A 24,265-nucleotide genomic window follows, 5' to 3' on the forward strand; every position below is an offset into this window, starting at 1 on the left:
GCATATGAAAGGCATATTTTTTGTAAACAAATAGTAAAATAATGAAAACCATTACTTTCGTTACATGGCAGATGACTTTTCGTTTGGTATAAATAAGTAAGTAAGAGGGAGAACCTAGTTGGCTGCTCCCTGGGTTAGACGATTACATGACAATTTCCGTTAGAAGGATGCGTTGTATTTTAGGTTTGGCGAGTCTGGCCCAATTCTTCACCGCATCTTCGGTTACCTTTTCTTGCTTAGCAATTTCCTTGTATGATCTTTCGTATAAGACAGCTAGTGTAAACCAGGTCATTTGCTTGTCTGTTAAGTTTTGTTTGATCTGTTCTAACAAATAAGGATCAATCACAGGTTCGTCTTCTAGTTCTGTGATCAAGTTGTCTCTTTCCCTTGAGACCGCAGTAATATAGGCCTCTTGCTTTTCGGTGTTCCGGTTTCGCGTCCGTATCATTGTTAGGAATGCTTTTTCAATTAAGAAGTATGCATAACTAGAGAATTTACCTCGTGATGCATCATAGTTTTCCATTGCCTTCCATAACGCAATGAGTCCTTCTTGATAGAATTCTTGATCTGGGTCACGAATCCCGTATTTCTTGATTAAATAATAGATAATATTTTCGTGATTGCTTAACACGTCTTGAAAGTCTAACGTTTCGTCAGTCATTATGCCCTCTATCTATAAAGGCGCCTTTATTCATATTCCGCGGTAGATTTAGTTTAGTTTAAAGGTGTCTGGCGTGCAGAATAGATAATTAACAAAAGGTAGCTGAAAATTCGAGTTTAAGCGGTTGAAAGGAGAGAATCAGTAACTAAAATGCAAGTTTGGTGGAGGTATTTGATAAGTTTCTATTGAATTTTAAATGTGAAAAAGTGACGTTTGATCACAAAGCATCTCCACTTGATCACAAATTAGGCTATTTGATCATATTGTGGAAACTTTGATCATAAACATAAAAGGTTGATCACAAACGTAAGAAATTTGATCACAAACTCAATTTTCCTAAAAACTTTCTTTTCTATTTCGCTAAAATACAGCTATTAAGTAGTGTGTACGACCTTGTGATATAACAGGATTCGACAAACAAAGTGAAAATACGGCATAAACGCCATATATCATGCAGATTTTCATACTTTTTTTACCAAAAAGTAATCTTGTAATTGTCTATAACTTTGGTACTATGTGTATAAGTAACTAATTACCTATTTAGGGAAAAGGAGTAATGTTTATGTTGACGGATTTGAAATTTCATGAAATTGAACCGTTGTGGCGTATTGGAGATTTTCAATTTCTAAAAGTAATCTCAGACAGCTCAGATAAACCGCTACTGTTACGCAAACAGCTGAGTCGCTCCACTTATTCACAAACGGAATTAGAAAGAGAGTTTTACATATTAAAGAAAGTCAGCTTACCAAATATGTTAGTCCCGATTAACGTGTGTGAACAAGGTATACTGTTTGAGGATACTGCGGGTCAGCCTTTACGAACCGCACTGAAAAATAAAACCCTCACGATAGTAGACAAACTTGAGATAGCACTTCATTTAGTTGAGACCTTACACGACTACCACGAACAAAGCAAAACAAACCTCACGATTACACCAGATCAGCTTGTCCTAGATTCAACTAACCAAATTAAAATCATGCCATTACCATATGTATTAGAGCCGTTTACAAATAAATATCAATCACCAGAGGCGTTACTTAAACCAGAACAGACGTATGACCAACGTTCTGATTTATACAAAATAGGTATGCTATTGTATGTACTTTTTACAAATGGGAGTCACCCTTTCCCGGGAAATAAAAACATCAATTGGAAGCATTGTCATATCGCGGTTGAACCTGTTACTCTAACGAGATTAAACCGAACGATTCCAAAGGTGATTAATGACATTGTGATGACTTTGTTAACGAAGAACCCAGATAATCGCTATCAGTCTGGCAGCCACTTGTTAAAAGATCTCGCTATTTGTTGGAATGAGTTGAAGGAGCATGGTACGATCCAACCGTTTCGTTTATCGTTAAAACAGATCGATGGCTATTTTAAACTTCCTAATCATTTTTATGGTCGAGAAGATGAACTCAAAGCATTATATGACCTCTTTCAAAAATCTGCTTTTGGATCGACAGAATTGGTGTTGTTACATGGTGCGAGTGGGATTGGTAAAACAAGGTTAGTTAATGACCAATTCAGACATATGATTCAAAATAGAGCCTATTTTATTTCAGGCAAGTTCGATCAAATGCAAAATAATATCCCATATCAGTCACTAGTGGAGGCTTTTCGAGAAATTGTTTCTGAGATTTTAACCCAAACGAATCAACAGGTTGCAGAATGGAAAGACAAAATCCTTGCTGCAGTTGGGACGAATGGTTATGTAATTACAAGTGTGATTCCTGAATTAGCGGCAATTATTGGGGAGCAGGAAAGAATAGAACTATTGTCTGAAAAGGAGACAGAACAGCGATTTATTAACGTTTTTCGTCAATTCGTTCAAGTATTTACGAGTATCGACTATCCATTGGTATTGTTTCTAGATGATATCCATTGGGCAGATCAAGCCTCGATTCGATTAATTCATTTATTATTAACAGATCCGAATAGTCATCGCTTTATTGTGATTGGATCATTTAGAGGAAATGAAGAAGAGCAAACTGCTTTTATAGATAGGTCTTTTAAAGATATGGATCAGTATGGTGTTCGGACAACGGCATTGCAATTACCTGACTTGTCTATTGCTGATATCGATCAGTTCGTCGCGGATACATTTGATAGTGATCCAGTTGATACCAGAGGTTTAGCACGATTAATTTTTCAAAAAACTGCGGGGAATCCTTTTTACACGGAACAGCTGCTTCAGTTAATTTATAGTAAGAAGTGGGTCACCTTTCAATACGCATCTCAAAAGTGGAGATGGAATGAGATTGCGATTCATACGATTAAAGATCAAGAACATATTCTTACCTATATGGTTAGTAAGATTAGTCAACTACCAGTAAATGTAACGGATACATTGCGCATTACGGCGTGCTTCGGTTATTCCTTTTATAAGCAAGATCTGAAGTTATTCTCTACGCTCTCATCTGGAGAAATAGTCGATGCATTAGAGATTGCTGAACAGGAAGGCCTGATCTTACCACCTGACCTGGAGAATGGCAATAAACGCTATCATTTTTTTCATGACCGCATTCAACAAATCGCATACAGTTTAAATACAGAAACGGACAAACAGCGTATCCATTTAGGGGTTGGTAGATTCTTAGAAGGAATTGATCCAAAGGGAGAGCTCATTTATAAAACTGTCGATCATTATAATAAAGGGAAAGCATTAATCACAGAAATAATAGAGAGAGATAAACTCTTACAATTGAACTATCGCGCAGGTAATAAAGCGAAAGAATCTACTGCGTATGATACGGCTTTGCATTATTTCCAAACAGCGGCTGATTTGATAGATACGTGCAAATGGCAGACAGATTTCTCGTTTTGCTTTCAGCTTTATTTGGAGCTCTCAGGTGCTGCATACAAATGTGGTGACTATAAACTAGCTGATAATATTTATACCGATTTATTGCAACGCGCACGTTCTTGGTCTGAACGATCTTTGGTTTATTGTAAAATCATTACCCAATATGTTAATCAAGGAAACTATCAAGAAGCGATCAATGCTGGTCTTTATTGTATCGATGAGATAAACATAATGATACCAACAAAACCAACTGAGGAGATATTAAAACAAGAGATTATCAAAACAAAGGCGATTTTTCCAAAAGATCTAACGAAACTAACAGAGATACCTGATACAGAAGATAAAGAGATTGAGGCAATAATGGCTCTCTTGTTTCAACTGGTTATACCGAGTTTCTTTTCAAATAAAGGCGTGTTCACCCTTATTATTTGTAAATTCATTCAATTGATTTTACAACATGGGAAAACAAACGTTAGCCCAGCTGTTTTTGCGGGTTATGGCATTTTACTTTGTACGGAATTAGAGGAATATGATACGAGCTATCAGATTGGTAAAATAGCAGTCGCTCTTGCGGATGATACAAACCTCGCTTCTGTTCAATGTAAAACATATATGATGTTTGGTGGAGTTATCTGTCAATGGGACAATAAGGGCATACGTGGAGAAGGCGATATTTATTTAAAACAAGCAGTTAAATTAGGATTGCGTGTTGGGGACTTTATCTATACAAGTATGGCGATTGGCGCACACATTAATAAAATCTATGTGCATGAAACGTTGGATACAATTAGTCGTATTAATAAAGGTTATGTGGAAACATTAGAACAAATTAGGGAAAACTTCGTATTAAAAAACGCACAAGTTTATGTACAATTTGCCAAGAGTTTACAAGGTATGACAGCGCAACCTTTATCAATGGATGATGTATCTTTTAATGAAAAACTGTTTCTTGCAGAAGTTGAAAAACAAGATACCAAAAATATCACGCTGTTTCAGTTTTATACATATAAGACACAAATATGTTATCTCAATGGATCCTATCAACAAGCTGTGGCTTATGCGTTAAAAGCTGAAGCGTTTATTGTCTATGCTACCCACTTGCCACATTTGGGTGAGTACCATTTTTATAAAGCATTAGCGATGTTGGAATGCTGGAAAGATGAAGTCGGAGAGAAGCAAATGGAATGGACAAGAATGTTACGCCACGACTTAGCACAACTTGCAAAATGGCGTGAACATAATGAGGAAAACTTTGCACATAAGGAATGGTTAGTTCGAGCGGAATATGCAAGGGTGCTTGGTTATACTGACAAAGCAGAGCTTTTATATGAACAGGCGATTACAGCAGCAGAGAAAAGCAACTATGGTCGTAACATAGCAATCACGAATGAACTAGCAGGAAAGTTTTATCATAACAGAGGTAAAGCACGAATGGCTAAACTGTCACTAGAAGTAGCTGTTGAAGCGTTTAACCTATGGGGAGCAAAGCCTAAGGCAAAGGCTATCCAACAGACTTATCCAGCATATTTTAAAATCGAAACAGATCATGGGGTGGTATCGGATACTTATGAAAGCGAACCGATACAGATTCAAAATGAGTTAGAAGTTTATCCCGTTAACAGTCTCGCCGCGATTATGAAAGCATCGGAAGCAATGGCTGAAGAGATGGATTTTGCACTTTCCTTAAAAAAATTAATGCTCTCAATTAAGCGAGAATCACTTGCAGAGAAAGGTATCCTTCTCATCAAAAAAGGGGATAAGATTACCGTAACGGCTATGGTAAAGGGATCAGCAGACTTCATGCTGATCGATGAGCCACTTGATACATCTATGGAGATTCCACATCAAATTATTCGATATGTTACCCGAACGAAAAAGCAGGTGCGGACGGATGATCGGGCGTATCAGAAGGCGTATCAGGGTGATATGTATTTAAAACAGCATATGCCTAAATCAGTATTATGTTTGCCTCTTTCGCTTCAAGGAGAGTTTAAAGGGATTTTATATTTAGAAAATCGCTGGATAGCACATTTATTCTCAGAAGAACAGGCCAAAATTGTAACATATCTTGGCACCCAAGCGATGTTTGTTAATCGATTACTAGAAACTTTTCAGATAAATGAAAAACCTGAACCGGCTAGCGAGACAGAAGCAGATAACCCGGACATGATGCTCTATGAAGAGCTTACTGAAAGGGAACTAGAAATTATAAACTTGATGGCAGCAGGGCTTTCAAATCAAGAAATAGCTCGGACATTAGGATTAAAAGTTGGTACGGTGAAAGTCCATAACCATAACATTTTCTCAAAATTAGATGTTACACGACGAACCAAGGCAGTCTTTAAAGCAAATGAATTAAAACTAATTAAGCAAGGCTAAAATAGTTCTTTTTGGGGCTATTTTTTTTGCGTTATAGCCGAAAAGTAATTAAAAAAAGCTAATTTTATGATGTGTTTATTACCAACAATTAGCTGCACTATAACTTTTGATATATGCAGGCAGGTGAGCGTTCATAGTATAACTAATAACAAGTTAGTTAGTGTTTCTTGTAGCTAAAATAGATGAATTAAATAATAGCAAACAATGGAGGGTTAAGATGCAACAGGCAAATGCAATAAAGGAAATGTTTGAGGTCATAAAGAAACGCTTCGTGTGGATTTTATTACTAGCTGTTGGAGCTGGGATTGTAAGTGGTTTATTTAGTTACTATTGGGTCACGCCATCCTATCAATCTAGTTCCCAATTCCTTGTTCAGACAACCAAAGAGCAAGAGCAACCAACGTATGATGCAAGTCAAATTAGTACAAATATCGATTTAATTAGTACATACAGCGTCATTATTAGAAGTCCTAGAATTCTAGACATTGTATCGGAAGAGTTTGGGCGTGGCGTTTCTGCGCAGAATATTACTGTTTCAAGCGAGTCTGGTTCACAGGTCGTGACAGTAGGTGCGACAGATAACGATCCAGAACAGGTAGTAAAACTAGCAAATACGGTTGTGGAAGTTTTTAAAGAAGAAATTCCAAAGTTAATGTTTGTAAACAACGTAAATATTATAGCGGAAGCGAAGGCAGCACAACAGATCAGCCCGAATCCGGTGCTTAATATTGCAATTGCAGTTGTTCTTGGGACGATGGTAGGTGCTGGTTTAGTGCTACTATTCGGTTACTTCGATAACACGATTAAATCGGAAGCGGATATTGAGCGATTAGTCGACATCCCAGTTATTGGCGTGATATCCCATGTTGATCACAAAGGCACAATTTTAAAAGAAGAGTTCACGAAAGCACAACGTAATAGGGGAAGGGGAGTCGTACCAAATGCCAAGAAAAAAACAGTCTAGTCACCAGTATACGAGTCTTTTAGCACGAAGTAATCCGATGTCAGTGATTACAGAGCAGTACCGAACAGTTCGGACTAACCTTGAATTCACGGCAGTAGATCGTGACATAAAGACGATGCTGATTACTTCTCCAGGTCCAGGTGAAGGAAAAACGATGACAAGTGCTAACTTAGCTGTCGTCTTTGCCCAACAAGATAAAAAGGTATTAATCGTAGATGCTGATATGCGAAAGCCGTCTTTACACTTACGTTTCCGAAAAAACAATCAAACAGGACTTAGCAATATCTTAGCTGGTCATATGGAATTAAAAGAAACGGTTTTAGAAAGTGGTGTACCTCATTTAGATTTAATAACATGTGGACCAATCCCGCCGAATCCATCAGAATTATTAGGTTCAAAAGCAATGAAAGAGTTGTTAACAGAAGCAAAAGAAAAGTATGACTTCATTATATTTGATACACCACCAGCACTTGCGGTTGCGGACTCACAAGTATTAGCTAATATTTGTGATGGCGCGTTGTTAGTATGTCGAAGTAAGCAAACAGAAGCTGGAGGTATTCAGAAAACGGTTGAACTATTTGAAATGGCCCACGCCAAAATCCTAGGCATCGTCTTAAATGGCCAGGAAAAGAAAAAATCAAATCACTACCAGTATATGAAGTAAATAATTAGGGGTGAGAAAATCCCTTACGATTGTATAAGAGATTTCTACATTAAAACAAATTTTATTACGAAAAAAATGCTATTTTTCTAGGGAATTAGCCCTTCTATAACTTTCGATATATGGCATATAACCTATAGTTTGCTATAAATAAGTCATAGGAAGTAACGACAAATGATTAAAAGTAATAAAAAGAGAATTTCATAAGTAGTAGTTTTAACAAGAACCTACAAATACTAGTAAATGAACATAAATACAAGATAAAATTTCTGAATATTAAGTTTTCTATAGGTGATGCCTCCTTACCTCTATCAATGGAAGCACTCGGTCACACTGTGGGTTGGATAAAAGTCCAGAACCTTAGCGCATGTCAGCAGTAGTGTGGTGATGAGGACGGGTTAAATGCCCATTATACATAATAAATTACTAACTATTGGTTATTAAATAGTTAGTGAAACAGTACTTATAGAAGTATTGTTCCATTAGCTATTTAATGCACGCATTTATTTTAAGGGGGAAAAGGGAAAAATGAAAAAGGTCAGAAAAGCAATCATACCAGCAGCAGGATTAGGAACACGTTTTTTACCGGCAACGAAAGCAATGCCAAAAGAGATGCTTCCAATTGTAGATAAACCAACGATTCAATACATCGTCGAAGAAGCGGTCGCGTCTGGTATTGAAGACATCATCATCGTAACAGGTAAAGGGAAGCGCGCGATTGAAGATCATTTTGACAATGCGCCTGAGTTAGAAAGAAATCTAGCAGAGAAAGGTAAATTAGATTTACTAGCTAAGGTCGAATATGCTTCGAATCTTGCGGACATCCATTACATCAGACAAAGCCAACCAAAAGGCCTTGGACATGCAGTATGGAGTGCACGTAATTTCATAGGAGATGAGCCATTTGCTGTCTTACTTGGTGATGATATCGTCCAAAGTGATGTCCCTTGCTTAAAGCAATTAATTGATCAATATGAACAAACGCAATCTTCTATTATTGGGGTTCAACAAGTACCAGAGAGTGAAACGCATCGCTACGGCATCATTGATCCAGATACTTCAATAGGTCGACGCTATCAAGTTAATAAATTTGTAGAAAAGCCAGCACCTGGAACAGCGCCATCTAATCTAGCAATTATGGGACGTTATATCTTCACACCGGAAATTTTTAGATTCCTAGATAGACAGGAAATTGGCGCTGGTGGAGAGATTCAGTTAACAGATGCGATTCAAATGCTTAACCAAATCCAACGTGTATATGGCTATGATTTTGAAGGGAAACGCTACGATGTTGGTGAGAAACTAGGATTTATTCGAACAACAATTGAATTCGCATTGCAGAATAAAGAAATAGGAGCGGAAGTGGAACAGATGCTCAAAGAAATGCTAGCTGAAACAGTCGTTTAAGACGATTTGATAATGAAGACAAAGATAATCTGAAAGTTGGTGAAAAAAGGTGCAAGTTCCCAAAGATCATACTGTCGCACAAGAAATGAGCAATGTTACCTACCAGGATATAGCTACTAAAGAACGTAAAGTGTATTTATTTGCTAAACGAATGGTTGATGTCATCTGTGCCATTATCGGATTGATTATTTTGTCACCACTCATGGTTATTATTAGTCTACTTATTAAATTGGAAGATAAACAGGGTTCTGTTTTTTTTAGTCAGCCACGGTTAGGTAAAGATAGTAAAAGCTTTCCGATTTATAAATTCCGTTCGATGGTATCCAATGCAGAGGAATTAAAATTAACACTCTTACAAGAAAACGAAGTAACAGGACCAGTATTTAAAATAAAAAATGATCCGCGGATTACGAAAATAGGAAAGTTTATGCGAAGGACAAGCTTAGATGAACTCCCACAGTTAATCAATGTACTAAAAGGAGATATGAGTTTAGTCGGACCAAGACCACCGCTACCAGAGGAAGTTGCAAAATACAATGATTATGAGAAGCAGCGATTAAAAGTGGTTCCCGGTCTTACGTGTTACTGGCAGGTTAGTGGACGTAGTAACTTGGATTTCAAGGAGTGGGTCGATTTAGATCTGAAATATATTAGGGAAAGAAATATGTTGATTGATATTAAATTAATATTTAAAACAATATTAGTCTTATTTGGTTCAAAGGATGCATATTGAAACAAGTATAGAAGCGAGGTGAGAGATGGAAACGTCGGTTATTATCCCTACCTATAAACGTACAGAAGATTTGAAAAGATGCTTAGAGGCTTTAAGTGAACAGTCTTTGTTACCTGATGAGGTCATTGTTGTTGTGAGAGATACGGATAAAGAAACACAACAGTTTTTAGCTAATTATACCGCTTCGATTCCAATCAGGAGCTATCAAGTTGATCGACCAGGTCAAGTCGCAGCTTTGAACATTGGATTAGCATCATCGCAAAATGAAATCATTAGTATTATAGATGACGATACCGCACCACATAAACATTGGCTAAAGAGAATTATTGAAATATTTGCCGTATCGGATGACATAGGTGGCGTTGGTGGACGTGACTGGGTCCATGAAGGGGATAAAAAACTAAATGGAGAAAGAGAACTAGTTGGGAAAGTCCAATGGTTTGGCCGTGTGATCGGCAATCATCATTTAGGCTCTGGACCAGCACGAGATGTTGAAGTTTTAAAAGGTGCCAACATGAGTTACAGAAGAGCAGCAATTAAAGGCATGCAATTTGATGAAAGACTACTTGGCAACGGTGCACAAGTTCATAATGATATGGCGTTTAGCCTTCGTGTCAAAAAGAGTGGCTGGCGATTGATCTATGATCCAACTGTTTCCATCGATCACTTCCCAGCACAACGATTTGATGCAGATGAGCGAAATGCATTTAATCCAGAGGCTTATTATTACGCTGTTTATAATGAGACATTAATAATGACTGAGTTTATGGAAACCCCATATCAAAAGTTGATATACCTTTTATGGGCATACACAATAGGGACTAAAAACAAACCAGGTTTCTTACAGGTTATCAGGTTATTCCTATGGGATAGTAGTTCAAAAAGAAAGTTTGCTATTGGGATAAAAGCTAGAAAGGACGTAAGAGTACGCTTAAGATAAGCATAATTAACAATGATTTTTTAAGGATGGTGAAAAGTGCATATTGCAGTAGTAAGTCGTAATTTGATTAAAGGTGACGGGCAAGGACGAGTGAATTATGAAGTTGTTAAAAGGTCATTAAAGAGAGGAAATAAAGTTACTGTTTATTCTTCTAATATAGAAAAGGACCTTTTAGAACATCCATTATTTAATTGGGTACGAATTAATGTAGATAAGGTTCCTACTGCATTATTAAAAGTGCAATACTTTGCAATCAAAAGCTACCTCAAACTTAGACAAGATAAAAAAAGTATTGATATATTACTTGTAAATGGTTTCATTACCTGGTCAAAAAGTGATTTTAACGCCGTCCACTTTGTACATAGTGAATGGATAAAATCTAGTGTTCACCCAATTAAAAACAAACTAACTATAAATTCGATTTATCAGTTTTTGTATACTTTTATAAACTCAAAACTTGAGAGGATTTCTTTTAAACAATCAAAAGTATTAATTCCAGTTTCGGAGAAGGTGAAAAATGAATTAATTAAATCTGCAAGAGTAAAACCAAATTCTAAAATTATGACCATATTTAACGGTGTTGATATTAATGAGTTTAGTCCCTATAAAAAAGTTGTTAAAAATATTGAAACACCACCTAATCAAGTAATTGCGCTATTTACAGGTGATATCAAAACGAATAGAAAGAATTTAGATAGTGTATTGAAGTCTATAAAAGATGTCCCAAATCTCTTTTTATTAATTGCAGGTAGTACAGATGGTAGTCCATATCCACAAATGGTAAAGAAAATGGGGTTGGAAGAAAAAGTTACTTTCTTGGGGTTCAAAAAAAATATAAGTGAATTAATGAATCAAGCGGACTTTTTTCTTTTTCCATCAAGATATGAGGCCTGTTCGCTAGTTGTTTTAGAGGCATTGTCAAGTGGATTACCAGTCGTAACCACTACGCAATCTGGGTTAGCAGAATTGATAGAAGATAAAGAAGGAAGCGGTGGATTTATTATTGATAATCCAGAAAATATACTTTCAATAACTAAAGCCGTAACAACTTTAGTGAATAATAAAAACATTAGAGAGACTATGAGTCAAAATGCAAGGAGGATAGCTGAAAAGAACACATGGTCGTTTATGGCGGATACTTATATTAATTACTTCGAAGACGAAACGGAAAATAAGAAAAGTATGGAATTAATAGCTAACGAAAGTTAAAAATGGGGTTGAAGGGTTTGGCATTCTTAATGAACAATACTTTTATGAAGCGTATACAGTTAATCATTTTAATTGGATTAATAATTTTTGTTATTGGGAGCCTTTCTATTTTCCCTGGAATGATAAGAAATCTTATTTTTATTGCACTTTTTTCGTTGCTATTTGTTTTTGCTATCTCCTTGAAAGAACGTGTAATAGGTATATTAATAATTTACTTATCATTGATGGGTTTCTTTAGAAGGGCCTTAATTCCTATTGCGGGTTGGAGCGGGTTTGATCCTTTATTAATAATCGGTCCAAGTTTAACAGTAATAATAGCATTACTTATCTTTTGGGAAAATAAAAAGGACAACACTTTAATTCAAGAAAAACCAGATACATTAATGATTGTATTATTTATGATGGGATGTTTACAAATATTTAACCCACTCTCTGGAAGTCCTATAACAGGATTGATAGCTACAATATATATAATCATACCTTGGTTATGGTATTTCATTGCTTTTTACAGGATAACAGAGAATAATATAAAAACTGTTTTTACTATCATTGAAATTATGGGAACTGTCATCGCATTATATGGTATATATCAAACCTTTTATGGTTTACTATCTTTTGAAATGAGTTGGGTGGATATATCTGGGTATGCAGCTTTACAATTAGGTGATAACACGATTCGCGCAATTAGTACATTCCCAAGTGCACAAGAATTCATTTATTTTGTAATGATTACATTTATGGTCGCATTTACAAGAATGTTTTTTGATAAAAATAAGTTAATTCACTTTCCAATAGTAATTATTACGTTAGTATCAATTTTTCTTGCTAGTTCGAGAACGATCATCTTTCTAATGGCAATAGCTATTATCTTCATAATGATAATAGCTCAGAAAAGTATAGCAGGTAGGCTTGTAGGTGGATTAGCGTCTGTTATGTTTTTAGTAGTAATTTGGATGTGTATACCGCTAATAAACCCAGTTTGGTTTGGAGTAGCAGAGCCTGCGGTTGAACATATGATTACCGGATTAGTTGATCCATTATCAGAAGATGATACAGGAGTTGGCCACATTAATAGATTTGTCGAAGGGTTAGAATCAATATTGACTAATCCTGTCGGTTATGGAATTACTTCTATAACGAATGCTGCAGCTAAGACTTCATCATCAGCAGAAATGACGACAGAGATAGATATATCTAATATGATCGTTGGTATGGGCGTTGGTGGAATTATTTATATAATAGTTATTTTCACAACAATATGGAAGCTAATAAAATTAGTATTGGTAAACAGAAACGTTGAGTTAATTATTACGTCAGCAATTCTAATTGGCGGTTTAGGTCAATGGATAAATGGTGGCTTTTATTTATGTTCCATTATTGTATGGCTTCTAGTTGGCTGGGTCCACAAGGAACACTTTAAATATATACAAGAAAGGACCACTATTCATGGGGAGGTATTGTAGTGAGAATTCTTATTGTTTCAGCCTTAGGAGAATTAGGTGGTGGTGCAGAATCAATGCTCTATGAGTTGGTAAAGGTAACTAGAAAAGAACATCAGGTAGAAGTTTTATTTATGAAGGATGGAAAATTAAAAGAAGGAATAGATGAATTAAAAGTAAAAACTTATTTATTAGAAAGTCCAAGAATGAGTAATCTTTTAGGTGGTATTAAGTGGATGGTTAAGTATGCATCATTATTAAAACACAACGAAAAACCAGATGTTATTTTAAACTGGATGACAAAAGCGCAATACTTTGCTGCTATTCCAAGTTATTTATTACATATCCCGGTTTGTTGGTGGCAACATGGTGTACCTGCTCCGCCCAACTTGTTAGATAGAATTTGTACTGCTTTACCAGCTAAAAAAATAGGCTCATCTTCCACAAAAGCACAATTGGCTCAAAAGAAGATGACGAGTAAAAAAGTTTTTTGCAGTTTCCCTGGATCAGATAGTGAACTTCATTCACCTAGGATGGAAAATAGAACATTAATTAGAGAAGAACTAGGGATTAAAGAAAAAACAATATTGCTTGGAAATATTGGAAGACTTCAAAGTTGGAAAAGACAAGACGTCCTAATTGAAACGTTAGAAATATTGTTGGAAAAACAATATAACGTAAAACTACTATTAGTTGGTGGCAATCTTTATAATCTTGACAATGATTTTGAGAATAAAATCTTTCAGTTGATTAAAGAAAAAGGATTAGAAAATAACGTGATAACTACTGGAAATCAATTAGATGTTTCTCCCTATTACGATGCGATGGATATATATGTTCATGCTGCCACAGGTGAACCGTTTGGCATAGTAATGGTAGAAGCTATGTTACATTCCAAACCACTCATTGTTTCAAAGTCACCAGGATCAGTTGAAATTGTAGAAAACGGTGTAACAGGAATGATTGTGGAAGATGGAAGTAGTGAGAATATGGCTAGGGAAATAGAGCAAATGATTACGAACGAAAACTTACAGCTACATGGAGAAAACGGTAGAAATAGAGCTATTCGCTTATTTTCAAATAAACAAATGGGTTCAGATATAATCAAGGAATTGGAAAATATCAGCAAGGAAAAAGAAAATAATAAGGTTGTGGTCTAATTGACTAATCGTTTATTTGTTTCTGTTGATTTCCCTCCGATTAAAGGAGGAATTCAGAATTATTTATATGGCATTATCTCCAATTTAAATCCTAGTGAAACAGTTGTTTTAACTTCAGATGTTGGAGACAGAGATGAAAATAAACATTTTGATGAATCACAAAAATTTACTATTTACAGAACTAAAATTTCAAGTGGTATTAGTTTTTTAAAACAATTATTTAAATTAATTCCATTATTATTTCAAATTAAGAGAATTATTAAACAACATAATATAGAAGAGGTTCATTTTGGCAATGCACTTCCCATCGGATTGTTAGTGTTTTTACTTGGAAATAGAGTTAGAACTTATGCTTATCTGTATGGTTTAGATATTTCACATGCTAAATTGTCACCTGTTAAATCAAGAATACTTAAATTAATTCTGAAAAAGACAAAAAAGGTAATAACAATAAGTAATTATACAAAAGATCTTATAATTTCAATAGGAATTGATAATAAAAAAATAAAAATAATAAGCCCAGGTTTCTCGATGCCTGAGTTACTAGATTCAAAGAACAACATTAGAGATGAATATGGTATTAGTAAGGATAAGAAAATTGTTCTTACCGTTGCAAGGTTACATGAACGAAAAGGACATGACAAAGTAATTGAGGCAATAGAGCTAGCCTTAGAAGAAAATAAGAAGATCTTTTATGTCATTTGTGGGAAGGGACCCTATGAGAAAACACTGAAAAAACAAGTAAAAAACAAACAATTAGATCGTTACATTTTATTTACTGGAGAAGTTTCTAACGAAGAATTAATCTCATGGTATAAGGAAGCAGATGTATTTATTATGACTAGCCGACAAATAGGAGAAAAGGGTGATGTAGAGGGTTTCGGAATTGTATTTCTTGAGGCTAATTACTTCGGGATTCCAGTAATCGGTGGTAATAGTGGAGGTATGCCTGATGCTATTAGAGATGGGAAAACAGGATTTTTAGTAGATCCATTAAATGTTAACGAAATTGCTGATAAGTTAATTTCTCTAACAACTAGCGTTAAATTAAGAAATGAGATTGGTAGAGAAGGACATAAATGGGTTATAAGTGAATGTTCATGGCAACAGAGAATTAAATTATTAGAGTCAATGTAATCAAACCAATAATTATATTATTGGTTTTTTATTGTATTAAAAAAGGGAGGAAGTTATATGAAAGCAGCACTAATTACAGGTATTACTGGACAAGACGGTGCATATCTAGCGAGGTTGTTATTAAACAAAGGCTATAAGGTATATGGATTAATAGCTAGAAGAAGTACAGATACAACGTGGAGACTAGATTATTTAAATATTAAAAATGAGGTTGATTTAATCGAAGGTGATATGACAGATTTATCTTCTTTAATAAGAGCTTTAAATTTCTCTAAACCAACAGAGGTTTATAATCTTGCAGCACAAAGTTTTGTTGGAACATCATGGGAACAACCTGTATTAACAGCTAATGTGACAGCTGTAGGTGTAGTGAATTTATTAGAAGCTATCAGGCTAACAAATCCGGCTATTCGTTTTTATCAAGCTTCAACGAGTGAAATGTTTGGACTCATTCAGGAACCAATGCAATCAGAAAGTACGCCTTTTTATCCAAGAAGTCCTTATGGAGTAGCAAAGTTATATGGCCATTGGATTACGGTAAACTACCGTGAAAGCTTTGGAATGCATACATCAAGTGGTATCTTATTTAATCATGAATCACCATTAAGAGGTATTGAGTTTGTTACTAGAAAAGTTACTGATGCAGCCGCAAGAATTAAGTCTGGATTACAAAGTGAGCTTAGGCTTGGAAACATCGATGCTAAAAGAGACTGGGGCTTTGCTGGAGATTATGTTGAAGCAATGTGGCTGATGACTCAACAAGAAGTTGGAGACGACTATGTAGTAGCCACAGGGAAGACAACAACAGTTCGAGAAATGTGTGATATCGCCTTTTCTTATTTGGATTTGGATTATCAAGACTATGTGGTTATAGATCCTAAATTCTATCGTCCAGCCGAAGTAGAAGTATTATTAGGTGATCCGACTAAGGCGATTACAAAGTTAAATTGGGAGCCTGAAACAAGCTTAAATGATTTGGTGAGAATGATGGTAGACGCTGACTTGCAACGTGTTAAACAAGAAGTAAGTTTAGTTGCAGGGGTGTAAATCATGCGCATCCTTATTACAGGAGCAAACGGATTTGTAGGTCGACACTTAGAGCGTGAATTGGTAAGCAGAAACCATGAAGTATTCTTAGGAGTAAAACAGATAGATAAGAATGAAGAAATAAGAAGGGTTAAACAATCTGTAGATTTAAACATTTTAGATAAGGAACAAGTCAAAAGTGTGATTGCTTTTGTAAAGCCTGATGTGATTTTCCATTTGGCCGCGCAAAGTAATGTAATGCAATCATGGGACGATCCAACATATACACTTACGACAAATATTATAGGGACAGTTAATATTGTCGAGGTTGTTGGAGAATTATCCTTAAGCACAAAGATAATTACTATTGGATCAAGTGAAGAGTATGGTATAACAGCAAAGTATACCAACAAGCTTACTGAATCAAGTCCTTGTTTACCGCAGAATCCATATGCAATTAGTAAATTTGCAGCTGGAGAAATAGCGCAACAAATTGCAAAAAAATATCACCTGAACCATATCCATGTAAGGCCATTTAATCACTTCGGACCAGGTCAACAAGAAGGATTTGTGATTAGTGACTTTGCATCTAAAATTGCCAGAATAGAAGCTGGTTTAGCTAGTAATAGTATTAAAGTAGGTTACTTGGAAGCGGAAAGAGATTTTACAGATGTGCGGGACATCATTGATGCATATGTACTACTAATAGAAAGTGTTGTTCCAAACGGCATATATAATATTGGATCTGGTGTTTCAAGGAGTATCTCAGAAGTATTAGATTACTTAATTGAATTGGCAGATGTACCAATAGATATAGAAATTGATTATGACAAATATAGAATTTCAGAAGTGAAAAATATTGTTGGGGATTCGAATAAAGTTCAACAGGCTATTGATTGGAAACCAGAACATGATTTTAAAGATAGTTTGAAAGATACGCTTAATTGGTGGAGAGCATCGGTTACGGTTGAAATATAAATCTTTTAAGAGGAATAAAGCGGAGGGTTATGCTATTGATAAATGATCACAGGATAAAGGTTATGTTCCTAAATCACACTGCAACAATAGGTGGTGGTGAAAGAAGTTTGTTGGATATTCTGACATTTATAAATAAAGATAAGTTCCAAGTTTCACTTGTTTGTTTTGAAGAAGGACCACTAGTAGAAAAAGTAAAGAAGATCAAAAATATAGATGTTACCGTCGTTCCATTTCCAAATAAAATATTAAAATATAATCGTGATAAAAGAAGTATTCTCCAGCTGTTTTCATTTTTTTATATTGTAATTCCAGTTATTAAATTATTAGGGTTTACTTTGAGAAGTAAACCCAATGTATTATACACCAATTCAATGAAAGCACATTTTATTGGCGTTATTATCGGGAAGTTATCGTTTAATAAAGTAATCTGGCATGTCAGAGATATACTAGATGAAGGGCTTAATAAGCGGGTATTTATATGGCTTTCACAATTTACAAATGAAATCATTTGTATTTCAAAGGCTGTTTCGAAGCAATTTGAACAAAATGAAAAGATCAAGGTCGTTTATAATGGCATTCTTCCACTAGAGGAGGTTAGCATCAGTGAAGGAATTTAAAGTTGCGATCATAGGACAAATCGCAAGATGGAAAGGCCAAGATGTATTTATAAAAGCAGCGAAATTACTTCACCTAGAAAATCCAAAGGTGAAGTTTTTAATTATTGGCGACGTTTTGTTTGATAAACAAGCAGAACATAATTATAAGAAAGAGATAGTTGAACTTGCTAAAGACTGTGACTATATTACGTTTCTTGGTCATCGAGATGATGTAGCTGAATTGATAAAAGAAATAGACATTATTGTTCATGCTTCGATAAGAGAAGAGCCTTTTGGTCGAGTAATCATAGAAGGCATGGCAGCTAAGAAGCCTGTTATTGCATCGGCAATTGGCGGGCCATTAGAAATTATTGAGGATGGTGTTTCTGGTATTCTTTATGAGCCAGGAGATTATAATGTACTAGCGAAAAAGATCGTTACAATTATGATGGATGAGCAATTATATAATGACATAGCAATTAATGGATATATAAAATTTCAACACTCATTCCATGTCCGTAACACTGTTAATTTGGTAGAGCGCTCACTAACTAATTATTAAAGGAAATAGATTAGATAAACCAAGTTTAAAAATGACGATTTTAGAGGGTGATAGATTGAAAATATTACAAATTGCAGATGACTTCCATAGTGGTGGAGGAAAAGAAAGGTTTATATTTGATTTAACAGAAAAACTTATAAACAAAGGAGTTAAAACATCACTTCTATGTATAGATCATGATAATACATCTAGTTGGGGGGATGAACTTAATTGTGAAATTATAAAGTTCAGTAGTGCCTGGCTCAGTTATATAGAAGATTATAATCCGGATGCAATCCTTTGGCACGTGGGTGTTGAAACTACAGATAAAATTACCAAGATTGTCTCCAAATACAATGTTCTCTCTATTGTACACAATGCAACCTGTCCATCTGGAACTAGATTATTTAGGGATAATGATCAAATTTGCAAAGCTGCCACTGGTAATATGTGTATGGTCAATTGGTATGTTAGAAAATGTGGTACGAATAAGTCACCCAAAGAGGCATATAGACTATTTAATAAAAGTAAGGAAGTACATGTAATACTAAATAAGTGTAAGACCGTTTATGTTGCAACAAAGGCAATGCAGAAAACACTAGAAATAGAGAATATAAAGTCTGAAAAAATAAAGCTATTTGATATTACACTAGGAAATCTTACTGACTTAGGGCCAATAAAAGTAACTAATAATACAGACATATTAAAGATCTTGTATGTAGGGAGATTGTCATATAACAAAGGAGTTCAATACTTAATAGAGGCTATTTCAAAAATGAAACAAGATAATATTAATGTTATGTGTAACATTGTTGGAGGAGGATGGTATGAGGAAGAGTTAAAAGCTCTAGTAAAGAAAAAGGGTTTAGATAACTATATTAATTTCATTGGAAGAGTTAATGGATATGAAGTAAGTAAATATTATTTAGAAACTGATGTGGTTGTTGTTCCTTCTATTTGGTATGAAGCTGCTGGTTTAGTTGTCCCAGAAGCGCGTGGAACAGGTAAACCTGTAGTTGTGTTTAATAGTGGGGGATTACAAGAATGGCAAGTTATGATGAATAATATTTATTATGCTGAGCGCACGGACTCACGGTCACTTGCAAATACAATAATGGAAGCGAAGCAGGGGATGGAACATATACATCAGGAGAATCAATTTAAATCACCCTATAAAGATTTATGTAGAGACGTGATAGAGGATATTAGTAATTACGCTATATAATGACAAAAATAGTGAGGTTAAATTCATGGAACAGAAGATAAGTGTTATTGTCCCAATTTATCGGGTAGAGAAATTCTTAAGTAAATGTATAGAAAGTATAATAAATCAAACATATTTTAATTTAGAGATAATACTTGTTGATGATGGTTCACCAGATAGGTGTTTTGAAATATGCGAAAAGTACGCCTCTATGGACAATAGAATAGTAGTTATTCGAAAAGAAAATGGAGGGCTTTCAGATGCTAGAAATGCTGGTTTAAAAGCCGCATCAGGTAATTATATAAGCTTTATAGACTCTGATGATTATATTTACGAAACGTTTTATGAATGTTTACTTAATTTAATAATAAAAAATGATGCAGATATAGCACAGTGTGGTTATCAAATAGTAGAAGAAGATCAAGAATTTACACCAATAAGAAACGAAAAAGCGATAGAAGATATAGTTGTTTTAGATAAATTAGATATTCTCCACAACTTATATAATATAAATTATGGTGACACAGTTGTAGTTTGGAATAAACTATTCAAAAGTAATCTTTTTAACAATCTTTTTTTTCCGAAAGGTAAAGTTCATGAAGATGAATTGACCACTTATCAAATTTTATATCGTGCTAATAAAGTAGCGATTACTTCTAAAAAAATGTATTTCTATTTGCAGAGATCAGACAGTATAATGGGTCAAGGTTTTACCATTAAAAGTCTTGATAAATTAGAAGCATACTATAATCAGATAAAATTCTATAATGATAATGAATTAATTGAATTAAAGGAAAAGGCAACTAAAAGTTTAGAAGGGATGATTAAAGCTACGATAAACAGAGTGGTTAAATCGAACTTTGAAAATAAAACGCGAGTATTAAATAGCCTAATAGATTACTATAAAAAGAATTTACATTTGTTTTCTATATTTCCTAGTTCTAAAAAAATAAAGCTAACTAGAAACCTTTTTCGTTATACGCCAGTATTTATAATTAGATGGATCTATAAAGTTGTAAATATAAGGCGTAAGGTCGAATTCTAAAAAAGTGAAAATGCTTTTACTTAAGAAGGTGGTTATGATGATGGTACAAAAGATTTTAAGATATATAGTTAAAAAAGTTAAATGGCATCGTAATAGGCTTTATATCAGAATAAGTGCAAAAAGAACTTGTGAAAGGATTAAGAAAAGTGATAAATCTAGAATTATATTAATAGATACTCCACAGCACGGTAATTTAGGAGACCAGGCAATAACTTTTGCTGAAATAAAATTTCTTGAAGAGAATTGTAAGGCATATAATATATTTGAAATTCAGATTAGTGAAATTGAACTTTCTTTAAAAAAACTTAAAAGGTGTCTCATGGAAAGTGATGTATTAATGCTTCAAGGTGGTGGGAATATGGGATCTGAATATTTAGGAGAGGAAGAAATTAGACGTAAAATTATTAGTTCATTTCAAAAACAAAAAATAATTCTATTTCCTCAAACCATTCACTTTGAAAACTCTGCAATTGGAATAAGAGAGTTGGAAAAAACAAAAGTAATATATAATTTACACAAACATCTGACTTTGGTAGCACGCGAAAAGAAATCATATGGAATTATGAAAAATGAGTTTGTAAATAATAATGTAATCCTTACCCCTGACATTGTATTGTATTTAAATCAAACTAAAGGCTCTGAAACTAGAAGTAATATTTTATTTTGTTTTAGAAATGATGTTGAAGGGATTTTAGATGATACTTTTAAAGATACGCTTATAAAAATGGTCACCACTTATAAAAATAATGTTAATTTTACTGACACGGTAATTAATAAGACAATCTATAAAGATAATAGAGAAGAAGAACTTGAAAAGATCTGGTCTTCTTTTAGAAAATCAAAATTAGTAATAACTGACAGATTGCATGGAATGGTTTTTGCAGCTATAACATCTACACCCTGTATTGCATTTGGGAATTATAACCACAAGGTTGAAGGGACTTATGAGTGGATTAAGCATCTTCCATACATTAGATTTATAGAGAACAAGGAAGATGTCACTATGCATATTAATGAATTGCTGGACCTAAATGAAAGTGAATTAAACTATGACAATAATTTCACATCAAACTATTATAATAAAATATTAAAGACTATTTTTTCTGAGGGAATCATAAAGGAAAAGGGTATAGAGAATATTGTCTAATTCTAATGGATGATAGTAAGAAAAGAGGTAAAATCTTGGGTAAGCAAATTAAATTTGGTGTGATATTAACATATATAAGTACATTTATAAATATAATAACTGGCCTATTAATCACACCTATCACACTAAGACTGTTCGGGCAAGCAGAATATGGATTATATTCATTAGCTTTGTCTATCATGGGAATGTTGTTTCTTTTTGATTTTGGATTTTCAAATGCCATTGTAAAATATGTAACGCAGTTTAAAGAAAAAGATAATAAAAAAGAGTATGAAAATATTAATGCAATGTTCCTGGTTTTATATTCTATTATTGGATTACTTGCATTTTCATGTGGCATGTTTGCAGCTTTTGGAGCGGATAAGATATTTGCAAATGGACTAACCACTGAAGAAGTGGCCAAGTTTACAATTATGCTTCAAATAGTTGCTGTTAACTTGGGGATCTCTTTTCCTCTCAAATTGTTTAATGGAATAATAATTGCACATGAAAAATTCATCTTCAGTAAGTTAATAACGGTAGTTAGATTTATAATTAATCCATTAATTACGGTTACGATATTATTTATGGGATTTTCTTCGATTGGCGTTTTGATAGCAATATCGATAGTCAATTTTTTATTATCATTGATTGATGTTTACTATTGCTTTGTCATACTTAAAACGAAAATTAAGTTACATAAATTTGATTTTAGACTGATGAAAGAGATTTCTATGTATTCCTTATGGGTCTTTATTGCAAGTCTAGCTGATTTTATTTATAGCAGAACAGACATGTTTATTTTAGGAGCATTAGTAAATACAGCTGCTGTTGCTATTTATAACGTAGCGGAAGTGATAAATGGATTATATACAAAATTAACGATGGTTTTAAGTGGTTTTTTCTTACCTAGACTTGTTCAAATGGTTTCTAAGAACGTGTCAAATCACGAATTAACAACTATGTTTATTAGAGTTTCTAGAATTCAGTTTTTACTTGCTGCACTCGTATTAACTGGATTTGCTCTTGTCGGTAATGAATTTATCGTGATTTGGGCTGGGGCCGATTATGTCTTAGCATATTGGGTTGCGTTATTAGTTATGTCATCAAGGTTCATCCCAGTCGTTCAAGTGCTTGCCACATCAATTTTACAAGCGAAAAACGAACATGCTTTTCAATCAAAGCTTTATCTAGGAGTAGCAATTTTAAACTTAGCTATTAGTATTCCTTTAGCCCTTACTTATGGTGTTATTGGTGTTGCTATTGGTACGTTGGTAGGGAAGATAATTAATACGATCGTTATGAATTTTAACTATGCTAAAGTCGGTATCGAGATGAAACGATATTTAAAAGAAGTCTTTGTGCTATTTATTCCAATGACGCTTGTTTTCATAATTGGATTCATACTCAAAAGATTAGTAGACGTTACTACTTGGTTTGATATTTTACTGTTTGCATTAGTTTTAACTGCATTTTATGGTGGAATCATGTTTAGATTCTTTATGAATAATAGTGAGAAGGATATGTTGGTGAAGCCATTAAGAAAAATTATTGTGAGAAAAGCGAGTTAAATAATGTTTGAATACTTAAGGGGTCTTAAAATGAAAAAAATGTTTTTAATTATAAGTGTAATTTTCCCTAATTCATTAAAAATATTTTTATATAAGCATTTATTAAAATGGAAAATTGGTAAAAATGTAAAAATTGGTTTATCTATAATTGATGCCCAAAATGTCGTTTTGGAAGACAATGTAAGGATAGGTCACTTTAATATATTCAAAGGGTTAAAAAATATTGTATTTAAAAACAATAGCTATATGTTAAATTTAAATTATGTTGGCTCAGCATTATATGATGAGTCAGGGTGGAATAGAGAAATAAATGTGGGAGAACAAACAGGGATAATGAGTAGGCATTTCTTTGACGCAAGTGGAGGTATTTATATCTCTGATAATGTTGTTATTGCAGGCAGATCTTCAGAATTTTGGACACATCAAAAAGCTAACGGAGAGTTCGGACTGATACCTAAATCGGTTACTATTGGTTCTAATTCATATATTGCAGCACATGTATTATTTGCTCCTGGTGTATCAATTCCCAATAGTACAATAGTTGGGTTAGGAAGTGTAATTAATAAGGTTTATAATGAAGAAAAGCTTCTCTTAGTAGGTAACCCAGCTCTAATTAAAAGGAGATAAAAAATAGGTTAGTTAGTAGCGTATTTCACAAGTTATTGTATTTAATCCTTTGATT

The 24,265-nt window shown here is 34.1% G+C and carries 20 protein-coding genes; 19 read left to right on the forward strand and 1 reads right to left on the reverse strand.

Features of this window, described 5'->3' with window-relative positions:
• Positions 1-142: 142 nt before the first annotated feature.
• Entirely contained in the window at positions 143-661 is a 519-nt protein-coding gene (locus D2K60_RS03240) for a sigma-70 family RNA polymerase sigma factor (RefSeq protein WP_117168546.1), read from the reverse strand.
• Positions 662-1,223: 562 nt separating this feature from the next.
• On the opposite strand from D2K60_RS03240, the gene D2K60_RS03245 reads away from it, so the two are divergent.
• The 19 genes from D2K60_RS03245 to D2K60_RS03335 all read left to right on the forward strand — a co-directional run bounded on the left by D2K60_RS03245 (position 1,224) and on the right by D2K60_RS03335 (position 24,210).
• Positions 1,224-5,846 (forward strand): AAA family ATPase, encoded by a 4,623-nt coding sequence (locus D2K60_RS03245; RefSeq protein WP_162880679.1) that lies wholly within the window; start codon positions 1,224-1,226, stop codon positions 5,844-5,846.
• Positions 5,847-6,063: 217 nt separating this feature from the next.
• Positions 6,064-6,810, forward strand: a complete 747-nt coding sequence (locus D2K60_RS03250; protein WP_117168548.1) for a YveK family protein — start codon at positions 6,064-6,066, stop codon at positions 6,808-6,810.
• Positions 6,788-7,474 carry a CpsD/CapB family tyrosine-protein kinase gene (locus tag D2K60_RS03255; protein WP_117168549.1) on the forward strand — a complete coding sequence of 229 codons (687 nt, stop codon included), beginning with the start codon at positions 6,788-6,790 and terminating at the stop codon, positions 7,472-7,474. The genes D2K60_RS03250 and D2K60_RS03255 overlap by 23 nt, the downstream gene beginning before the upstream one ends.
• 525 nt (positions 7,475-7,999) lie before the next feature.
• The gene (gene galU / locus D2K60_RS03260) at positions 8,000-8,878 is read left to right on the forward strand and encodes a UTP--glucose-1-phosphate uridylyltransferase GalU (RefSeq protein ID WP_117168550.1); all 879 of its coding nucleotides are present in this window, start codon (positions 8,000-8,002) and stop codon (positions 8,876-8,878) included.
• Between the two features lie 85 nt (positions 8,879-8,963).
• Positions 8,964-9,611 carry a sugar transferase gene (locus D2K60_RS03265; RefSeq protein ID WP_117169092.1) on the forward strand — a complete coding sequence of 216 codons (648 nt, stop codon included), beginning with the start codon at positions 8,964-8,966 and terminating at the stop codon, positions 9,609-9,611.
• Positions 9,612-9,636: 25 nt separating this feature from the next.
• The gene (locus tag D2K60_RS03270) at positions 9,637-10,551 is read left to right on the forward strand and encodes a glycosyltransferase family 2 protein (RefSeq protein ID WP_117168551.1); all 915 of its coding nucleotides are present in this window, start codon (positions 9,637-9,639) and stop codon (positions 10,549-10,551) included.
• A gap of 36 nt (positions 10,552-10,587) precedes the next feature.
• Positions 10,588-11,760 carry a glycosyltransferase family 4 protein gene (locus tag D2K60_RS03275; RefSeq protein ID WP_117168552.1) on the forward strand — a complete coding sequence of 391 codons (1,173 nt, stop codon included), beginning with the start codon at positions 10,588-10,590 and terminating at the stop codon, positions 11,758-11,760.
• Positions 11,761-11,777: 17 nt separating this feature from the next.
• Entirely contained in the window at positions 11,778-13,223 is a 1,446-nt protein-coding gene (locus D2K60_RS03280) for a hypothetical protein (protein WP_117168553.1), read from the forward strand.
• Entirely contained in the window at positions 13,223-14,359 is a 1,137-nt protein-coding gene (locus D2K60_RS03285) for a glycosyltransferase family 4 protein (RefSeq protein WP_117168554.1), read from the forward strand. The genes D2K60_RS03280 and D2K60_RS03285 overlap by 1 nt, the downstream gene beginning before the upstream one ends.
• Positions 14,360-15,496, forward strand: coding sequence for a glycosyltransferase family 4 protein (locus D2K60_RS03290; protein ID WP_117168555.1), 1,137 nt, complete (start codon positions 14,360-14,362; stop codon positions 15,494-15,496).
• 57 nt (positions 15,497-15,553) lie between these two features.
• Positions 15,554-16,543, forward strand: a complete 990-nt coding sequence (gene gmd / locus D2K60_RS03295; RefSeq protein ID WP_117168556.1) for a GDP-mannose 4,6-dehydratase — start codon at positions 15,554-15,556, stop codon at positions 16,541-16,543.
• A gap of 3 nt (positions 16,544-16,546) precedes the next feature.
• A complete protein-coding gene (locus tag D2K60_RS03300) occupies positions 16,547-17,500 on the forward strand; it encodes a GDP-mannose 4,6-dehydratase (protein ID WP_117168557.1) in 954 nt (317 codons plus the stop codon).
• A 35-nt stretch (positions 17,501-17,535) separates the two neighbouring features.
• Positions 17,536-18,117, forward strand: a complete 582-nt coding sequence (locus D2K60_RS03305) for a glycosyltransferase (RefSeq protein ID WP_162880680.1) — start codon at positions 17,536-17,538, stop codon at positions 18,115-18,117.
• Complete coding sequence (locus D2K60_RS03310) at positions 18,104-18,658, forward strand: glycosyltransferase (protein ID WP_117168559.1); 555 nt, start codon at positions 18,104-18,106, stop codon at positions 18,656-18,658. The genes D2K60_RS03305 and D2K60_RS03310 overlap by 14 nt, the downstream gene beginning before the upstream one ends.
• Before the next feature lie 55 nt (positions 18,659-18,713).
• Positions 18,714-19,862, forward strand: a complete 1,149-nt coding sequence (locus D2K60_RS03315; protein WP_162880681.1) for a glycosyltransferase family 4 protein — start codon at positions 18,714-18,716, stop codon at positions 19,860-19,862.
• A gap of 25 nt (positions 19,863-19,887) precedes the next feature.
• The gene (locus D2K60_RS03320) at positions 19,888-20,886 is read left to right on the forward strand and encodes a glycosyltransferase (protein WP_117168561.1); all 999 of its coding nucleotides are present in this window, start codon (positions 19,888-19,890) and stop codon (positions 20,884-20,886) included.
• Positions 20,887-20,923: 37 nt separating this feature from the next.
• Positions 20,924-22,033 (forward strand): polysaccharide pyruvyl transferase family protein, encoded by a 1,110-nt coding sequence (locus D2K60_RS03325; protein ID WP_162880682.1) that lies wholly within the window; start codon positions 20,924-20,926, stop codon positions 22,031-22,033.
• A gap of 35 nt (positions 22,034-22,068) precedes the next feature.
• The gene (locus tag D2K60_RS03330) at positions 22,069-23,583 is read left to right on the forward strand and encodes an oligosaccharide flippase family protein (RefSeq protein ID WP_162880683.1); all 1,515 of its coding nucleotides are present in this window, start codon (positions 22,069-22,071) and stop codon (positions 23,581-23,583) included.
• A gap of 30 nt (positions 23,584-23,613) precedes the next feature.
• Positions 23,614-24,210 (forward strand): LbetaH domain-containing protein, encoded by a 597-nt coding sequence (locus tag D2K60_RS03335; RefSeq protein WP_117168564.1) that lies wholly within the window; start codon positions 23,614-23,616, stop codon positions 24,208-24,210.
• Positions 24,211-24,265 lie beyond the last annotated feature (55 nt).

The sequence above is a fragment of the Paraliobacillus sediminis genome (assembly GCF_003426055.1).

Coding starts and splice junctions, on each gene's coding strand:
- gmd (WP_117168556.1), top strand. CDS start 15,554: ATGAAAGCAGCACTAATTACAGGTATTACTGGACAAGACGGTGCATAT.
- D2K60_RS03250 (WP_117168548.1), top strand. CDS start 6,064: ATGCAACAGGCAAATGCAATAAAGGAAATGTTTGAGGTCATAAAGAAA.
- D2K60_RS03270 (WP_117168551.1), top strand. CDS start 9,637: ATGGAAACGTCGGTTATTATCCCTACCTATAAACGTACAGAAGATTTG.
- D2K60_RS03300 (WP_117168557.1), top strand. CDS start 16,547: ATGCGCATCCTTATTACAGGAGCAAACGGATTTGTAGGTCGACACTTA.
- D2K60_RS03255 (WP_117168549.1), top strand. CDS start 6,788: ATGCCAAGAAAAAAACAGTCTAGTCACCAGTATACGAGTCTTTTAGCA.
- D2K60_RS03325 (WP_162880682.1), top strand. CDS start 20,924: ATGATGGTACAAAAGATTTTAAGATATATAGTTAAAAAAGTTAAATGG.
- D2K60_RS03240 (WP_117168546.1), bottom strand. CDS start 661: ATGACTGACGAAACGTTAGACTTTCAAGACGTGTTAAGCAATCACGAA.
- D2K60_RS03320 (WP_117168561.1), top strand. CDS start 19,888: ATGGAACAGAAGATAAGTGTTATTGTCCCAATTTATCGGGTAGAGAAA.
- D2K60_RS03335 (WP_117168564.1), top strand. CDS start 23,614: ATGAAAAAAATGTTTTTAATTATAAGTGTAATTTTCCCTAATTCATTA.
- D2K60_RS03245 (WP_162880679.1), top strand. CDS start 1,224: ATGTTGACGGATTTGAAATTTCATGAAATTGAACCGTTGTGGCGTATT.
- galU (WP_117168550.1), top strand. CDS start 8,000: ATGAAAAAGGTCAGAAAAGCAATCATACCAGCAGCAGGATTAGGAACA.
- D2K60_RS03265 (WP_117169092.1), top strand. CDS start 8,964: ATGAGCAATGTTACCTACCAGGATATAGCTACTAAAGAACGTAAAGTG.